The organism is Xanthomonas sp. NCPPB 3200 (assembly GCF_056393585.1).
In genome coordinates this window covers 4,473,709-4,489,621 of the sequence record NZ_CM150785.1, presented here as the reverse complement: position 1 = coordinate 4,489,621, position 15,913 = coordinate 4,473,709, and the positions used below count along the sequence as shown (strand labels likewise).

Below are 15,913 nucleotides of genomic sequence, written 5' to 3'. Positions count from 1 at the left end.
GCATCGGTGGCGGGCTCTGCCGCGCAGCGGGCGGCGGATACCCGCAGCGTGATCCCGAGCGGTGCTCGGGAACCCGCCATTACGCGGCGCGATCGATTGGCGCCTGCACCACCGTCACCGGTGGATCGGCAGCGACCTCTTCGGCACTGTCTGCGGCACGTTCGGCCTGCTCGGAGGCTTCCTGCGCACGGTGTGCGGTGAACAGCGCAGAGATCGTGCTGATCATCTGCAGAATCTTCGGGATACCGCCGAGCTTGCTGGCGATGCTGCCCAATGCCGCCTGCGGTTCGTTGCGGCCGGTGACAAACCCCAGGCCGAAACCAACCACCATGATTCGCAGCGGAGACCACCCGGCACGCCAGGTGTCACGCAATTGTCCCCAATGCAGGCGTGTTTCCTGGGCGCGCCCCTCCACCAGGAATTCGGCGCGTTCCACGCGCTGACGCAAGGTGCCGAACTTCATGTGCGTGCTCCATTGGCAGCCGATGCGTGGGCATCGTCGTCGTCGCTGCTGTCATCAAAGATGCCCAGCTTGACCAGCTGACGACGTGTTGCATTCAGGCCGGTGTGGTCGAAGTAGAAGAACACCCGCCACGCCGCAATGCCGGTGACCAACAAGCTGGCCAACGCGGTGAAAAACATCGCCTGGAACCACGACAGGCCGGCGCGTTGCAGCAGCGCGATGATCGCACCTGCCAGCAACAGCCACGACGACGCGCCGAAGACCACGGCAACGCATGCCCAGGCCAGTCCACGCCCGAAGGCACTGCGTGCAAGTTGCAAGTCGGCCGACACCAGCCGGCGCAACGCGCGGCTGGTGTCCTTGGCCGAGCCCAGCGTGGCGCGGCCGGCTGCGCCGACCGCACGTACGCTTTCGTCCAGTCCTGGCGTTTCCGGCCGCGCGTTGGGCGCGTCGGAGGCGGCAGCTGTAGAGGCCTGGTCGCTCACGACTTAGTTGTCGTTGCTGCGTGCCAGCTTGGCAATGATCCAGCCGGTCGCAAACGCAACGCCGAACGCAGCCAGCGGGCGCTCACGAATCAGATCGGTGGCGCTTTCCAGCAGATCGTTGCCCTTGCTGACCAGCACGTCGAGCTGTTCCTTGGCAGCGGCGCCGCCGAACTCGGCAGCAGCCATGCCGGCCAGTGCGGTATCGGAAAGCTCAGCCTTGACGTTGGCGCGACCGAGCTTGAGCTCATCGCCTGCAGCGCTGGTGGCGCCCTTGACGGCTTCGCCTGCGGCGCTGGCGGCAGACTTCAGGTGGGTGCTGGCTTCGCTCAGATTTTCTTTCAGCTGGTCGGTATTGGTGGGGCTCATGCGATATCTCCTTCGTCATTGATGGCAGCCGCGACAGCATGCGGGCGTGGTGCAGCAATAGCATCGCTACGGTGTAGGAGGTGTTAGTGCGCGCCGATGGCAGTGCACGCCACGTCAACGCATCAACGCGTCGTACTGCGCGTTGCCACGCAGGATGCGCACGACCAGTTGCTGCGGTTTGCGCTGGAAGTTGGCACGCCAGCTGGCCAGATCGGCAAACTCGCCCACGCTGCTGGCCACGATCACATCGCCGCTGACCAGACCATTGGCTGCGGCACGACCGCCGCGTTTGACCTCGCTGACCATGACGCCGGTAATGCCGGACTGGCGCAGCGATTCGGGCAGGTCCACGAAGGTGGCGCCGCCCAGGCGTGGGTCGAGCATGTCGCCGGTGACTGCCCGGTCCTGCTCTTTCAGTTTGGCGGTGAGGGTGAGCGGTTTGCCATCGCGGCGAATCTCCAGCCTGACCGGGCTACCAACCGCCTGCAGGCCTTCATAGTTGTGCAGCGCCTCTGCGCTGTCCACGCGCTGGTCATTGGCGGCCACCACCACATCGCCCGGCTGCACGCCTGCGGCGGCCGCAGCCGACCCTGGCAACACGCGCGTCACCAGCGCACCGCGCAACGAATCCACACCCAGGCCCTGCAGCATCTGCTGGGTGAGGTTCTGGGTTTCCAGCCCGAGCGTGCCGCGCACCACCACGCCCTTGGTCACCAGTTGCTCCACCACATTGCGCGCCAGGTTGGAGGGAATCGCCAGGCCCAGGCCGATATTGCCGGCCATGCTGCCCTGGGGATTGAAGCTGGCGGTATTGATGCCCACCAACTGGCCCTGCAGGTTGACCAGCGCACCACCGGAGTTGCCCGGATTGATCGAGGCATCTGTCTGGATGAAATTCTGATAGCCCAATCCGCGAATACCGCTGCGGCCCACCGCCGAGACGATGCCGGAGGTCACCGTCTGGGTGAAGCCGAACGGGTTGCCGATCGCCACCACGAAGTCACCCACGCGCAGCGCATTGCTGTCGGCCAGCTTGATGTCGGTGAGGTTGTCGGCCTTGATGCGGATCAGCGCGATATCGGTATCGGCATCGGAGCCGATGAAATCGGCCTTGACCGTGCGCCCGTCGCCAAGCGTCACCTGCACATCGTCGGCATTTTCGATGACGTGGTGATTGGTCAGCACATAGCCTTTTTGCGCATCGATGATCACGCCAGAACCCAGCGACTCGTTGATGCGGTCCTGCGGCACCTGCGGAAACAGCCGGCGCAGGATCGGGTCGTTGAAGAACGGGTTGCGCACTCGCACCACTTGCTTGGTATTGACACTCACCACCGCCGGCATCGCCTGTTGCAGCATCGGCGCCAGCGACGGCACCGGTTGCCCGGCGACGGCGGCCGGCAGTGCGGCGGCCGCGGGCAGGCTAAAGGTGGTGGCCGCGCCGGCCGGTGTGGCCTCGGCGCGGTTGTCCATCCAGGCATTGATGCCGGTGGCGGCAAATCCGCCGAAGGCAGCGGCCAGGGAAAGGGTCAGCAAGGTGGGCAGCGGGCGCATGCAACGAGTCCGGGTTACGCGGTGGAAGAGGAATAGGGCGTCTGACTGCGTAAATCAAGCTGAACGAGAGTGCCAGCGGGCAATTTAACGCCTGGTGAAAGCGCCGCCGAGCCCTTGCCGGCGCTGCGTTGACAGTCGCTTGAGCCCGGCGTAGCGTCCGCTTGATCCGATGCCTGTTCAGCATACGCATGCCGCTGCGCATCGCCCGCGTTTTCAGCACTGATGCCCTTAAGGAGGGTCCTATGAGCAACGGCAATGGTGTGACGGCAACCCTGTCCGAGGCTGTCGATAGCGTCAAGAGCACTGCCACCGAACTGGGCGAGACCATCGCCAGCACCACCAGCGACGCGGTGGCCAGCGTGCAGGACGCGGCCGGCACGGCGGCGGCAGAGGCCAAGATCCGCGTCGCCAAGGCCCGCAAGGCGGTGGTCAAGGTCGAACAGCGCGTTGTCGAAAAGGCCGGCGATGCAGCCACCGCGGTCAAGCGCAGCGTGGCCAAGACCAAGCGCTCGCTGGTGTCGGGCAAGGAGGCCGCCAAGGACAAGTTGACCGCCACCAAGGACGCTGCCAAGCAGAAGCTTGCATCTACGAAGGATGCCGCCAAGCAGAAGCTGAGCAGCACCACCGATGCTGCCAAGAAGAAACTGGCCAACACCAAGGCCAGCGCCAAGCAGAAGCTGGAAGCCGCCAAGGCCAATGCCAAGGCCGAAGCGGCAGCACTGAGTGCCAAGACCGCTGCCAAGAGCGCAGCGCGCAAGAGCGCGGTGGCCACGGTAGGCGCGCGTGCGGCAGCGAAGAAGGCTGCGGCCAAGGCGGCGCCGGTCAAGAAGCCGGTCGCCAAGACCATCGTCAAGCCCGCCGCCAAGAAGGCACCGGTGGCCAAGCAGACCGCCACCAAACAGGCCGCAGTGAAAAAGGCCCCGCTCAAGAAGGCGGTGACCAAGACCACCCTGAAGAAGGCCGCCAAGGTCACCAAGACCCCGGCCACGCGTGCCGTGGCCAAGACCACCGCCGCCCGCAAGGCGGTGGGCAAGAAGGTGGCCAAGCGCGTGACGCGTTGATGCTGCAGCACCAAGATGGCATTGCACGCTGACGATGCGTTGGCCGTGCAGACCGACAAAGGCCGGCGCTGTCTGTACAGCGCCGGCCTTTTTTGTGGTGTGATCGTTAACGAGGCGGTCCCTTGCTTGCTGCGCTCATGTGATCGGGCAAGTGACTGGATCTGACATTTGAACCGGATGGGCATCTGTCCGCACCGCTCGCCAGATGCGGGACATCAAGCCACGCTCCTCACGGAGCGAGAAGGTACGGCTTGCACGCCATGGGCGCGCGTCCTTGAGCGCCTGCGCTGCAAGAATGGGTTGGGTGTGCAGCGGCGGTAGCGTGAAACCGACGAAGCCGCATGTCGTCGCGAGGCTTCGCCCGTACCCTCATCCGCCCCTGCGGAGCACCTCCTCCCGATGGGAGAAGGAAACTGGAAGCCATCGCTTCCGCTAATCCGATTCCCGATTCCCGAATCCCGAATCCCGAATCCCAGCTACTCCATTCCCTTGACCAACTGCTCGGCGCCCTTGCGAATACCGGCCTTGGCGGCGTCGTAGGCGCCCAGGCTGGCCTTGATGTTCATTGCGCTCGGATACTGTTTTTCGACATAGGCGGCGAGCAGGCGGTTGCTCTGCGCGTCGAAGATTTCCACCGCGTAGCTGACCGAGCCGGAAAACGCGCCTTCCTTGCCGCGTGCGGCCTGCACCGCGTTATAGGAACCGCCGCCCAGATCCACCTTCATGAAGGTGCCCAGCACCCGCTTGCTGGGCTTGGCACCGGTCAGGCTGATGCGCACGCGCAAGGTGTCGCGATCGGCCACCGTCGTGCGCTGCCAACGCTGCCCGATCGCATTGCCGAACTCCTGTTGCATGTAATCGGCGAGCATGCGTTTGTCCTGCTCGGGCACGTCTTCGAATTGCGCGTCCGGACCGCGATAGATGCTGACCGGCTCGACCAGTGCGGCGCGGTAGCGCGTCCAATCCACCTCGCCCTGATAGGCGTATGGCATGCGGTCGCCACGGCTGCCATCGTGCGGGCGCAGATAGCTTGAAGACGGCAGCTGGCTGTACGGCATCGGGCGCGTACTGGCACAACCGACCAGCGTCACGCCGACAACCAGCAGCGCGCAGCAGCGGACAAGGGAATGCGACGACATGGGCAGATACCTGGAGAGGAAGCAGATAGGGGCAAGCACGCGCGAACGGGGCCGCGCGCTCAATGCATCAGATAGCTGGCCACCGCCAGCGCAAACACCACGGCGGCGGCAGTGAACAACACCCCGCTCTTGGCCCACTGCTGCAGCCGGCGCGCCTGACGCGCGCTGCGGATATCCGGCAGTTCGCTCCAGATGTCGCGATTGCGCGTGCCGGTGCGGCCGCAGCGAAAGTCCAGCAGGAGAACGTCGGCGACCGGGGCAGGGGCAACGCTGTCGTTGGCAGCCGTATGCGGTGCCAGCAGTGCGATGGCGGCGGGAGAGAGCGGGGTGGAACGGATCGAGTGAAACATCACCATGCATCCTGGATGCGTGCGGTAGTGCACTGTAGGCAGCGGGTGTTGGAAACTTATTGGGTTGGGCGCTGGGCGATCGCCACGCGCCGCCTGCGTTCAGCCGGTGCGGCGCACGCCCTCGCTGGCGAACACCACGCGCACGCACAGGCCGCGGCCCTCGTGGCCTTCGCAGGTTTCGATGCTGGCTTCGTGCAGGCGCGCGATGCCGGCCACCAGCGACAGCCCGATCCCGCTGCCCTGTACCTGGCTGCCGGCAACCCGGTAGAAGCGTTCGAAGATGGACGCGTGGGCACTCTCCGGCACGCCGGGGCCGTCATCGCTGACCTGCACGAACGGATGCAGCGCATCGGCGCGCAGGCAGTAGCCGCAACTCACTTCCACCATGCCATGAGGCCGGCCATAGCGGATGGCGTTGTCGACCAGATTGCGGATCAGGATGCCAACCGCATCCACATCGCAACGCAGCAGGCACGGCGATGCTTCCACCTGCAGATTGATGTGGCGGGCCTCGGCCTGCACGCTGAATTCGTCCAGCACATGCGAGATCAGCTCGCCCATGTCCACCTGCTGGTACGCCGCCGAACTGATGCCTGCATCCAGCCGTGCCAGATCCAGCAATTGCTCGGCCAGCCGATTGCTGCGGCGCGCGGTTTCCAGCAGCTGCTGCAGCGCCGCGTCCTTGGCCTCCAGCGTGGGTGCGCGCAGCGCGACCTCGGCGTAGGCATGCAGTGCAGACAGCGGGGTGCGCAGTTCGTGCGCGGCGTCTGCCACGAAATCGCGCTCGGCCTGCACGGTCTTTTCCACGCGGGCCAGCAGCGAATTGAAGGAGCCGATCAGCGGGCGAATCTCGTCCGGCACCTGCGCCAGCGGCACTGGCTCGGTCTCCAGCCCGGTGCGTTGCGCGATGGCGCTGGAGATGGCGCGCAGCGGTGCGAGCGAGGTGCGGACCGCCCACCACACCAGCACGCCCAATACCCCCAGTTGCAAGGTGTTGAGCACCATCGCAATCAAGGTCTGCTTGAAGCTCATGCGCGAGGACACATTGCCGATCGGGGTGTGCGTATCGACCGCGGCCGGTGGCTCCGGTTGCGTATCGAAGCGGTGCTCCAGCGCATCGGGCAGGGCGCTGATCAACTGGTCGCCGAACATGTTGAGCTCCTGCTCGAACACGCTGTGATGGCCCTGGGTGACCAGGGCGACCAGGATCCACAACGAGGTGGACCAGCTCAACAACACGATTGCGGCCAGCGCCGCCAGCATGCGTGCCTGCAGCGATTTCATTCCGGTGCCTTGCCGACCATGTAGCCCTGGCCATACACCGTGGAGATCAGCTCGTCGCCCAGCTTGCGGCGCAGCTGGTGCACGTACACCGCAATCATGTTGCTGCCGCCTTCAGACGGACCGCCGTAGACGCCTTCTTCCAGTTGATCCTTGGTGACCACGCGCCCGGCGCGTTCCATCAGCGCCAGCAGCAGGCGGTATTCGTGCGCGCTCAGCGCCACCCACTTGCCGTCGCGGGTGACCTTGCGGCTGCTCGGGTCCACGCAGACATCGCCCTGCGTGAGCAGCGGCACCACGCGTCCCTGGCTGCGCCGGGTGATCGCACGCAGCCGAGCCATCAGCTCGTCGAACTGGAACGGTTTGACCAGATAGTCGTCGGCACCGGCATCCAGGCCGCGGATGCGGTCGGTGAGCTGGCCGCGCGCGGTCAGTGCGATCACCGGCGTGGCGTCGTAATGGCCGCGCATGAAGCGGATCACCGTCAGCCCGGACTCGCCCGGCAGTCCGATATCCAGCAGCACCGCGGTGTAGCGGTGGTCCACCAGCACGGTCTTGGCGGCATTGGCGCTGCCGACGTGGTCGATGGTCCAGGACTGCTGGCGGACGCCATCGCAGATCGCGTTGGCCAGCATGGTGTCGTCTTCGACAAGCAGCAGGTGCATAGGTGTTCCGCCGGGCCCAGGGCCAGTCCGAGATCGGCAGCACTGTCGGAGATGGTCGTTAGGCAAATATTAGTGCATGGCCCGCCGGGCCGTTACAGGCGGCCGGCAGCCCTGCCTACCGCGCAAGGCCCAGGGCCCCCGCGCAGGCGCTAGCGCTGCAGGATGGCGCGCAACGCCGCTTCCAGGTGGACGTACTGAAAGCGGAAGCCGGCATCCAGCGCGCGTTGCGGCAGCACGCGCTGGCTGACCAGCAGCAGCTCGGCCATCTCGCCAAAGCCCAGCCGCAGCAGGCTGGCCGGCAGCGCCAGCAGCGCCGGGCGATGCAGCACGTGGGCCAGGGTGCGCGCGAACTCGGCATTGGTAACCGGGGTCGGCGCGGTGGCGTTGTAGGCGCCGGGCTGGCCGTGTTCCAGCAACCACAGCAGCAAGGCCACCATGTCGGCGCGGTGGATCCAGCTCATCCAGTGGCGGCCATCGCCGAACGGGCCGCCGCCGCCGAAGCGGAACGCCGGCAGCATGCGGGCCAGGGCGCCGCCGTCGCGGTCGAGCACGATGCCGGTGCGCACCCAGCTCACGCGCGGGCCGAGTGCGCCGATCTTTGCCGCTTCGGCTTCCCAGTCGCGGCACAGCTGCGCAGAGAAATCGTTGCCGGCGTGGTCCGCCTCGGTCAGGACGCTGTCGCCCCGCTCGCCGTAATAGCCTACCGCCGAGCCGGAAATCAGCACCGCCGGGCGCCGTTCGGCCGGCTGCTGCGCGATCCAGGCATGCAGCTGGCCGGTGATGCCCAGGCGCGAGGCGCGGAAGCGCTGCTTGCGCGCATCGGTCCAGCGGCCGGCCGCCAGCGGCTCGCCCGCCAGATTGATGACCGCATCGGCCTGCACGCCGTCCAGCGTGTCCACCACGGTCACGCCGGGCAGGAGACGCGCCGCGCGCCGTAGGTCGCGGGTCAGCACGCTGACCTGGTGCCCGGCCTGCACCAGTGCCAGACACAAGGCCTGGCCGATGAACCCGGTGCCGCCGGTGATGAGCAACTGCATGGGACATTCCTGCGCCGAATCGATGCGGCACGATAGGCCAGCGCTGCCTGCTGCAAAGTGAAGTCGCTGCTGCACTCGCTGCGATGGCCGTGTGCGACACCAGGACGGCGGCCGGGCGCAGCGCGCGTCCACCAGTAAAGACCAGCAAGGCCCAAACGCCAACGCGCCGGACAGGCCGGCGCGTTGGGTGCTTGCAGACGCTGCAACGGGCTCAGCGCGAGGAGGACACCGCGTGGGCACGCTCGAAGTGCGCCGACACCACGCGCCGGCTTTCTTCCAGATGCTGCTTGACCGGCGCGCTTTCGGCGGCGGGCAGCAGTTCGGCGTCGATGATCTTGATGGTGTCGCCGTGGTCGCTGACCATCGTGCGCAGGAAGGCATTGCGGTAGGCGTCCTTGCCATCGGGCAGGGTCGCTGTCTTTGCCAGTGCGTCCACCGCTGCCTTGCCCTTGGCGCGCATTGCATCGGCGCGCGGGCTGTCGGTGGCACCCAGTGCCTTGCTCTTTTCCAGGTTGGCTTCGTGGTCGTGCAGCAACTGCTTGGCGAAGGTGTCGGTCGCACCGCCCAGATCCTGGGAGATGGCCTGCTTGGCCAGCGCGATCTCGTTTTCATCCAGCGCCGCCAGCACACCGAGCACGGCGGGATCGCCCTTGGCCAGTTCGGCAGCGCCGGTGCCGCTGACCGGTGCGGCAGTCGGTTCGGGCGATACTGCCGGCGCAGTCCGCGAGGCATCGCCGCCGGGGCGATCGCAGGCGGTCAGGGAGAGCACGGCAAGGAGCGATGTCGCGACAAGAAGGGATTTCATGGAGGTCCTAAAAGAATGCGGCCAATACTGCCGACGGTGAAATGCAAAGGAGCCGCTACGCGGCTCCGGTGATGCGTGGATCGGCGCCTGCCGGTCAGGCCAGCTGCGCCTGGGCGGCTGCGCCAAGGCCCAACGGTCTGGCTGGCGGACGCACGCTGTCCTGTGCGGTGCGGCACACGCGCGCCATGCGTGCGGTGCGCTCGCGAATCAAAGCGTGTTCGCTAGCCGGGGCACTGCCCAACAAGCTGGCGACATGGAAGCCTAGGATGTCCTCCGCGCGGTCGCCCTGGTCGCTGACGATGTGCGGAACCAACCGCTCCAATCGCTCTAGCTCCTGCTGCACTTGATACGGGGTTTTCATGATGCTCTCCAGTGAGTAACGGTCTTGCTCAACACATACTGCTCAACTATTGCGTGCACCCAGCCGCTGCCAGCAGTCGGTGGCCAATTGCTCGTAATTGGACTGGGTGCTGGATGAAATGAAGTGATGTTCCAGGCGGTCGCGAAACAGGCGCAGACGTTCCTGATCGCTCGAACGCGGCGCCTGCAGATAGATATCGCAGGCCATCTTGACCACCGGGGACAATTCGCTGAACTTGCCGGCACCCAGGTTGCCCTGCGCGTGCCGCGCCTGCCAATGCGCGATTTCGGCTTGTACATCGATGACGGATGGGTCTCTGCTCATGACTTCGCGTGGTCCGGGTTAAACAAACTTGACATGCAGGGTAACTGCGGCTGTGTCAACGAATGATCATCGAACCCGACTATTCAACGCATTGCCGCGCTGCGTGCTTAACTGGTCAGCTTGCATTTGCGCCTCTACACGCTGCGTATGCAGGCCATGCCGCGCATGACGTGCAGTTGCGGTCGAGGCGATGGCGTCGTGCTGAGCAACAGCCAGCAATCGATTGCATTGGCTGAAATGTCGGCCATCGAGGTGTGAGGCTTGCCATCGCGCATCGGCTGGTAGCTGCGTTGATGAGCGAGAAAACACCTGCGCAATGCCGCAATTTACGGAAGATTCTGAATCGTTCCACACTTGTGTAACGTCTGATGCTTAGGATGTGGGATGACTTTAGGGAGATGAGAGTACTCAGGATGCAGGACAGCGAAAGCAGCCGTAAGCCGCCAGCCGCCAGCGGTACCTCCGAAGCACGTGTGTGGTGGCATGCCTTGGTGGAGCTACGAGGGGGACGTGTCGCCATCAGCTTGATCGTCGTCCTTGCGATCGTATTTGCGTTCTATCTGACGCTGAAATAAGCCGATTCTCCCGGGCATCGCGTAGCGCTGCATCAATGTCTGTGTGCGTCTCAACTGTTTGAACAAGCCAGCAACGGCACGCGGCTCGACACTGCGAGGGGAGACGTGATGGCGCACAAGCAGTACTGCCAGGTCGTGGGGCATGTCACGCGTCCGGTGCCCGAGTGCGGTCACGAGCGCGCCACGCATGCCTGGGTCTGCGGCGAAATCGCACGCTTGCTGGGCGTGCGCGGCGCAGGGCACGCCGGTTACTTCAAGCATGCTGTGGCTGAGACCGTGTTTCATGTGCCCGATGAGACCTTGACCTCGGAACAGGCGCATGGACTCGGTATCGATGACGCGGCGGATTTGCTGGGCGGCATCGTGCCGCATGCCTTCTTGGCGACCAAGGTAATCGGCCACCCGCTCATTGCCGACCATGCAGCCAGCATCACCGGATGGAACAAGGCACTGGCCACCGCGCTGATCCCGGCAACATTGGCGGGCTATACGGTGTTTTCGCGCATCGATGCCCTGCGTGCATTGGAGCTCCTGCTTCCGGATGGCGGTGTGCGACTGAAGCTGCCGACCGGCGTGGGTGGCAACGGCCAATGGCGTATCGCCGGTGCAGCGCACCTCGCGCAGGTGCTGGACAGCCTGCCGGAGCATTATTTGCGCACGCATGGCGCGGTGCTGGAGCGCAACATCCTGCAGCCCGTGACGCATAGCGTGGGCGAGCTCTGCCTTGCCGGTGTCCAGATTGCCTATTACGGCACGCAATGCAGTGTGCGCAACATGCAGGATGAAGAGGTCTACGGCGGCTCGTCGCTGCATGTGTATCGCGGATCGCTCGAGGCACTGGCCATGACCGCGCTACCGTTGCTGCAACAGCGGGTGGTCGAGCAGGCCTGCAGATACGATCGATTCATCACCGCCGCCTATCCTGGGTTGCACATCTCGCGGCGCAACTACGACGTGGTCAGCGGCGACGATGGGCAGGCCGGTCCGGTCTGTGGTGTGCTGGAGCAATCCTGGCGCGTCGGCGGCGCGACACCGGCCGAGCTTGCCGCGATCTCCAGCTTCCAGGATGACGCCAGCTTGCAGTGGGTGCACGCATCCACGCATGAGATCTATCAGGGCGAACCGCCCGCGGATGCGCAGATCTACTACCGCGCAGAGCGCGCCGGGCCGGGTCCGCGCTTCAAATACAGGAGGGTATCCACCGCATAATGGAAGCCAAACTTTCCAGCATCCAGATCCCGGTCGACCAGGACGAACTCAGCGGCACCTTGCTGACGCCCACCGGCATTCCCGCCGTGTTGTTCGTCCATGGTTGGGGCGGCAGCCAGCATCACAGCCTGGTGCGTGCGCGCGAAGTGGTCGGCCTGGGCTGCATCTGCATGACCTTCGATCTGCGCGGTCACGAAGGCTATGCATCGATGCGCCAGAGCGTGACACGCGCGCAGAACCTGGACGACATCAAGGCCGCCTACGATCAGCTCGCTGGCTTGCCGTACGTCGATCCGCAGTCAATCGCCGTGGTCGGGCTCAGTTACGGCGGCTACCTGTCGGCATTGCTGACGCGCGAACGCCCGGTGGAATGGCTGGCGTTGCGCTCGCCCGCGCTCTACAAGGACGAGCACTGGGATCACCCCAAGGTGAGCCTCAACGCCGATCCGGAGTTGATGGACTACCGGCAACGCGTGCTGACCCCCGACGACAATATCGCCCTGGCCGCCTGTGCCGATTACAAAGGCGATGTGCTGTTGGTGGAGGCGCAACACGATGTGATCGTGCCGCATCCGGTGTTGCGCAACTACGCCAATGCCTTCGTCAATGCGCGCTCGCTGAGCGCGCGCGTGATTGCTGGTGCCGATCACGCATTGAGCGTCAAGGAACACCAGCAGGAATACACGCGCACGTTGATCGACTGGTTGACCGAGATGGTGGTCGGCCGGCGCATCGCCCTGGCCAAGGAAGTGGTGGCCGCGCGCAAGCACAGGCTCAAGCAGCAGAGCGATGCGCTCTCCTCGCCGGGGCAGGGCACGAACGAATTCCGTGGCGATATCCGTGCGGTGGAGAACAGTTCCAGCTGATTCGCGCGTTCGCTAGAACGCCTCGTGCATGGCAGTGCTTTCCACAAAGAAGAACGGGCCCGTGGGGCCCGATCTTCTTCCAAGAGTTCAACCTGGCTCGGCGCCGGGCCGTATGAGCTTAGACGCGCGGGTCGGTCGGGTTGCGACGTGCCGCATCACCGTGATGCTCGGAATCGAAGGCTTCGCGCACTGCGTGCTTGGCCTTTTCCCAGCTCAGGCGCGAGTTGGACTTGAACCGGTCCCAGCCGTCGCCCAGGTCGCGTTCCAGATGGTCGTCCCACTGGCGGCCGGCGTGTTGCTGACGCGCCTGCATGCCATAACGATAGGCCGGACGATAATCGTCATAGGAATACTCGGCATCGCGATAGCTCGCGCTGTCGAAGCGGCCTTCGTAATGCGTGTCGCCCTCGCGATAGACGCTATGGGTGCGATCGGCGCGCTCCCATGCATCACGCGCAGCAAGGCGCGCTTCTTCCCATTCCAGTCGCGATTCCCCGCGATTGCGCGGCCACTCGCCGGCCAGGGTCGCTTCGGTTTCTTCCCAGGTGCTGGTTGGGCGCGTTTCGCGCGCCTGCAGGCCGAAGCCGTACACGGTGGCGTAATCGCGATCGTAATCGGTGCCTTCCTTGTAGTAAGGACGGTTCTGATATTCCTGGCGCCAGTATTCGGTTTCCACTGTCGGGTCCAGGCGCTCGGCCACGCCCTTGCCGGCTGCAGCGCCGGCCACCACGCCCACCGCAGCGCCGATCAGGGTGCCCAGCGGGCCGAACACCGTACCGGCCAGCGCGCCTGCGGCAGCGCCGCCTGCAACGCCGCCCACACCCACGCCTACCGGATGCGAACCGGGTGCGCCGGAGATCGGATCACGATTCAAATCCTGCGCTTCGGCCTTGCGTTCCTGCTTGTCGAGAGGGGTATCGTGGTTGCTCATGTCGTCTCCGGGGTGGCTGTAGGTGCGTCTGTCGAGCAGATCGCGAACGTGGCGCCCACCTTGGCCAGCGAGGAGTGAAACGCGTGTGCTTGGACGTGAGTGCCGTCGCGACAAGACTGAACTGTGCATCTGTTGGTATGGATGAGGTCGCTGGCGCCAGCCTGCAATATCGCGCTCAAGCAAGCTTGCACTGCAGGTGTATTGATTTATCGAATGGCCTTACGTGGCTGGTGTGTACGGATCATCTGTACCAAGACGTCAGCCGATAACGCCAAGCGTATTTCCACAAAGCGGTGGCCTTCAGAAGATGCGGCCGTATTGCCCTGCAGGTCATCGAAATGCCTTCGAACGCAGGCACTACAGATGTTTCAGCGATCGCTATTTCTGGCTGGCTGTGCGAAACGCAGTACCTGCGGCCATGTCGATGCACGGGCGCTTGAACGATGCTCGACGCGGCAACGCAGGTGGACGACGCCAGCATGACCACAAGGTCATTGACGCGATGGCAGTGCAGACGTGCGATGCAATCCATCCGCAGCCAGCCGGGCTGCAGCGCTCAACGATCAAGCGTCATCGATGAAAGCAGGGCAGGCACGCCGCTTCCAACGTCAAACCACGCTCACCCGCCGTGCGTGCCCAAGGTACGTGCGCCGGTCAAGATCATGCGCAACATCTGCGAGATCTGTTCGATCAATTCGGGATCTTTTTCCGGCGGCGAGTCCATCGCCACCGCGCCCATCGCAAACACCAGCCGGGTGATCGCCTTGGACACCAGCGCCGGTGCATGCAGCTTGGCGTTGTCGGCGGCGGCCAGGCGGATCAGGTCCACCCGCAGCTCGTCTTCGAAATAGCTGAGCTCGCGCTCCACTGCCTGCTTGAATGCATCCGAGCCCACTGCGCCCTCGCGCAGCAGCACATGCAGCAACTTGTCGTCGGCGCGCAGCTGCTCCATGAAGGCTTCGACCGACACGCGGATGACGCTGCGGTCGGTGGAGGTGGCGCGCTGGCGGGCCTGGCCGATGATGGTGCGCAACGAACGCCCGGCCAGATCGATCAAGGCCACCGCCAGCTCGTCCATGTCGCGGAACTGGCGGTAGAAGCTGTTCGGCGCGATGCCGGCTTCGCGTGCCACCTCGCGCAGGCTCAGCGTGGACAGGCTGCGATGCGGTCCGATCAGCGACAGCGCCGCGGCGATCAGGTCCTCGCGTGAAATCGCCGGCTTGCGTGACGGCGGCGCGTCTTGGGAAGGCAGGGCGATGGAGGTCATGAGGCAGCAGCTAGGCGTGGGCCTGAATCATAGCTCCTCTGATCGATATACAACTGTATACACGGATGTGCATGCATGCGTATAGTGCAATCCATGAACCTGGCATCTCCTCCCAAGTCCAAGTCCCCATTGCCGACGCGTCTGGCGCGCCGGCTGGTGTCGCCGCAGCTGTTCGACTTCTGGGCGACCCGGCTCAACCCGCTGTGGACGCTGGAACGGCCGATGGCCCGCCTGGTCGCGCGCACGGCCGCCAGCCGCGACGCGGTGACCCTGGTGCTGCGGCCCAATGGCCACTGGCAGGGCCTGCAGGCCGGCCAGCACGTCAGCCTGGGCGTGGAGATCGACGGCCGCCGCCTGCTGCGCAGCTATAGCCCGACCGTGCTGGCCGATGGCCGCCTGGCGATCACCGTCAAGGCGATCGAGGGCGGGCTGGTCAGCCGCTACCTGGCCGGTGCTGCGCCGATCGGGACGGTGGTGTCGCTGGATCCGGCCTTCGGCGACATGCTGCTGCCGACCACCCCGACGCCGCTGTTGCTGCTGGCGGCCGGCTCGGGCATCACCCCGATGCGCGCGCTGCTGCAGGCCGCCGCGCAGGCCGGCATGCCGATGGACGTGGACCTGCTGTACTGGGTGCGCCAGCGCGACGAAGCCTGCTTTGTCGACGAATTCGAGGCGATGGCCGCCGCCCATCCGCGCTTGCGCGTACGGCTGCTGACCACCCGCGAAGGCGCCACGCCGGCGGCGCGCATCGATACCTATCCGTTGCAGCAGATCGCCGATCTCTCCAGCCGTCACGTCATGGTCTGCGGGCCGGGCGGTTTCGTGCAGGCGGCGCGTGCGCGCCTGCAGGGCCGCGTGGCCGCGTTCCAGGCCGAAGCCTTCAGTGTGCCGACGCTGGAAGACGGCGAAACCGGTGACGTGCAGGTCCAGCTGTCACGCAGTGGCCGTACGCTCAGCCTGCCGCGCGGCCAGTCGCTGCTGGAAGGACTGGAAGCGCAAGGCCTGCGCCCGAAGTACGGCTGCCGCATGGGCATCTGCAACAGCTGCGCCTGCGCGCGCCAGTCCGGCACCACGCGCCACCTGTTGACCGGTGAGCGCAGCAACGAACCCACCGCACAGGTCCGCCTGTGCATCAGTGCCCCGAGCACTGACCTGATCCTGGATCTGTAAGGAA

At 65.2% G+C, this 15,913-nt stretch carries 18 protein-coding genes; 4 read left to right on the top strand and 14 right to left on the bottom strand.

Annotation, left to right across the window (positions count from 1 at the left end; translation table 11 throughout):
* Window positions 1-79 precede the first annotated feature (79 nt).
* The 4 genes from AC06DU_RS19415 to AC06DU_RS19400 form a co-directional block, all read right to left on the bottom strand.
* A complete protein-coding gene (locus AC06DU_RS19415; protein ID WP_054591247.1) occupies window positions 80-463 on the bottom strand; it encodes a hypothetical protein in 384 nt (127 codons plus the stop codon).
* Window positions 460-948 (bottom strand): hypothetical protein, encoded by a 489-nt coding sequence (locus AC06DU_RS19410; RefSeq protein WP_016902650.1) that lies wholly within the window; start codon window positions 946-948, stop codon window positions 460-462. Before AC06DU_RS19410 ends, AC06DU_RS19415 begins: the two co-directional genes overlap by 4 nt.
* Before the next feature lie 3 nt (window positions 949-951).
* Entirely contained in the window at window positions 952-1,314 is a 363-nt protein-coding gene (locus AC06DU_RS19405) for a hypothetical protein (protein ID WP_006450942.1), read from the bottom strand.
* 114 nt (window positions 1,315-1,428) lie between these two features.
* Complete coding sequence (locus tag AC06DU_RS19400) at window positions 1,429-2,868, bottom strand: Do family serine endopeptidase (RefSeq protein ID WP_478203040.1); 1,440 nt, start codon at window positions 2,866-2,868, stop codon at window positions 1,429-1,431.
* Window positions 2,869-3,110: 242 nt separating this feature from the next.
* Here AC06DU_RS19400 and AC06DU_RS19395 point away from each other — a divergent pair, with 242 nt between their 5' ends.
* The gene (locus tag AC06DU_RS19395; RefSeq protein WP_184520070.1) at window positions 3,111-3,929 is read left to right on the top strand and encodes a histidine biosynthesis protein HisIE; all 819 of its coding nucleotides are present in this window, start codon (window positions 3,111-3,113) and stop codon (window positions 3,927-3,929) included.
* 476 nt (window positions 3,930-4,405) lie between these two features.
* On the opposite strand, the gene AC06DU_RS19390 is transcribed toward AC06DU_RS19395, so the two are convergent.
* The 8 genes from AC06DU_RS19390 to AC06DU_RS19355 all read right to left on the bottom strand — a co-directional run bounded on the left by AC06DU_RS19390 (window position 4,406) and on the right by AC06DU_RS19355 (window position 9,891).
* On the bottom strand, window positions 4,406-5,068 hold the full coding sequence (locus AC06DU_RS19390) for a DUF3313 domain-containing protein (RefSeq protein ID WP_184520073.1): 663 nt from the start codon (window positions 5,066-5,068) through the stop codon (window positions 4,406-4,408).
* Window positions 5,069-5,127: 59 nt separating this feature from the next.
* Window positions 5,128-5,418, bottom strand: a complete 291-nt coding sequence (locus AC06DU_RS19385) for a hypothetical protein (protein ID WP_102257208.1) — start codon at window positions 5,416-5,418, stop codon at window positions 5,128-5,130.
* A 99-nt stretch (window positions 5,419-5,517) separates the two neighbouring features.
* The gene (locus tag AC06DU_RS19380; RefSeq protein WP_102596984.1) at window positions 5,518-6,702 is read right to left on the bottom strand and encodes a sensor histidine kinase; all 1,185 of its coding nucleotides are present in this window, start codon (window positions 6,700-6,702) and stop codon (window positions 5,518-5,520) included.
* Window positions 6,699-7,364 (bottom strand): response regulator transcription factor, encoded by a 666-nt coding sequence (locus AC06DU_RS19375; protein ID WP_016902656.1) that lies wholly within the window; start codon window positions 7,362-7,364, stop codon window positions 6,699-6,701. Before AC06DU_RS19375 ends, AC06DU_RS19380 begins: the two co-directional genes overlap by 4 nt.
* A 149-nt stretch (window positions 7,365-7,513) precedes the next feature.
* Window positions 7,514-8,401, bottom strand: a complete 888-nt coding sequence (locus AC06DU_RS19370) for a TIGR01777 family oxidoreductase (protein ID WP_478203039.1) — start codon at window positions 8,399-8,401, stop codon at window positions 7,514-7,516.
* 211 nt (window positions 8,402-8,612) lie between these two features.
* A complete protein-coding gene (locus tag AC06DU_RS19365; RefSeq protein WP_024939702.1) occupies window positions 8,613-9,206 on the bottom strand; it encodes a DUF4142 domain-containing protein in 594 nt (197 codons plus the stop codon).
* 94 nt (window positions 9,207-9,300) lie between these two features.
* On the bottom strand, window positions 9,301-9,567 hold the full coding sequence (locus AC06DU_RS19360; RefSeq protein ID WP_065033478.1) for a hypothetical protein: 267 nt from the start codon (window positions 9,565-9,567) through the stop codon (window positions 9,301-9,303).
* 42 nt (window positions 9,568-9,609) lie between these two features.
* Complete coding sequence (locus AC06DU_RS19355) at window positions 9,610-9,891, bottom strand: hypothetical protein (protein ID WP_003486531.1); 282 nt, start codon at window positions 9,889-9,891, stop codon at window positions 9,610-9,612.
* Between the two features lie 683 nt (window positions 9,892-10,574).
* Here AC06DU_RS19355 and AC06DU_RS19350 point away from each other — a divergent pair.
* The gene (locus tag AC06DU_RS19350) at window positions 10,575-11,675 is read left to right on the top strand and encodes a DUF3182 family protein (RefSeq protein ID WP_478203038.1); all 1,101 of its coding nucleotides are present in this window, start codon (window positions 10,575-10,577) and stop codon (window positions 11,673-11,675) included.
* The gene (locus AC06DU_RS19345) at window positions 11,675-12,541 is read left to right on the top strand and encodes an alpha/beta hydrolase family protein (RefSeq protein ID WP_478203037.1); all 867 of its coding nucleotides are present in this window, start codon (window positions 11,675-11,677) and stop codon (window positions 12,539-12,541) included. The genes AC06DU_RS19350 and AC06DU_RS19345 overlap by 1 nt, the downstream gene beginning before the upstream one ends.
* 118 nt (window positions 12,542-12,659) lie before the next feature.
* Here AC06DU_RS19345 and AC06DU_RS19340 read toward each other — a convergent pair whose 3' ends face one another.
* Window positions 12,660-13,472, bottom strand: coding sequence for a hypothetical protein (locus AC06DU_RS19340; RefSeq protein WP_102251070.1), 813 nt, complete (start codon window positions 13,470-13,472; stop codon window positions 12,660-12,662).
* 619 nt (window positions 13,473-14,091) lie between these two features.
* A complete protein-coding gene (fabR, locus tag AC06DU_RS19335) occupies window positions 14,092-14,739 on the bottom strand; it encodes an HTH-type transcriptional repressor FabR (RefSeq protein WP_016902665.1) in 648 nt (215 codons plus the stop codon).
* A gap of 93 nt (window positions 14,740-14,832) precedes the next feature.
* Between fabR and AC06DU_RS19330 the strand changes: the two genes are divergently transcribed.
* Window positions 14,833-15,909 (top strand): ferredoxin reductase, encoded by a 1,077-nt coding sequence (locus AC06DU_RS19330; RefSeq protein ID WP_054591258.1) that lies wholly within the window; start codon window positions 14,833-14,835, stop codon window positions 15,907-15,909.
* Window positions 15,910-15,913: the final 4 nt, after the last annotated feature.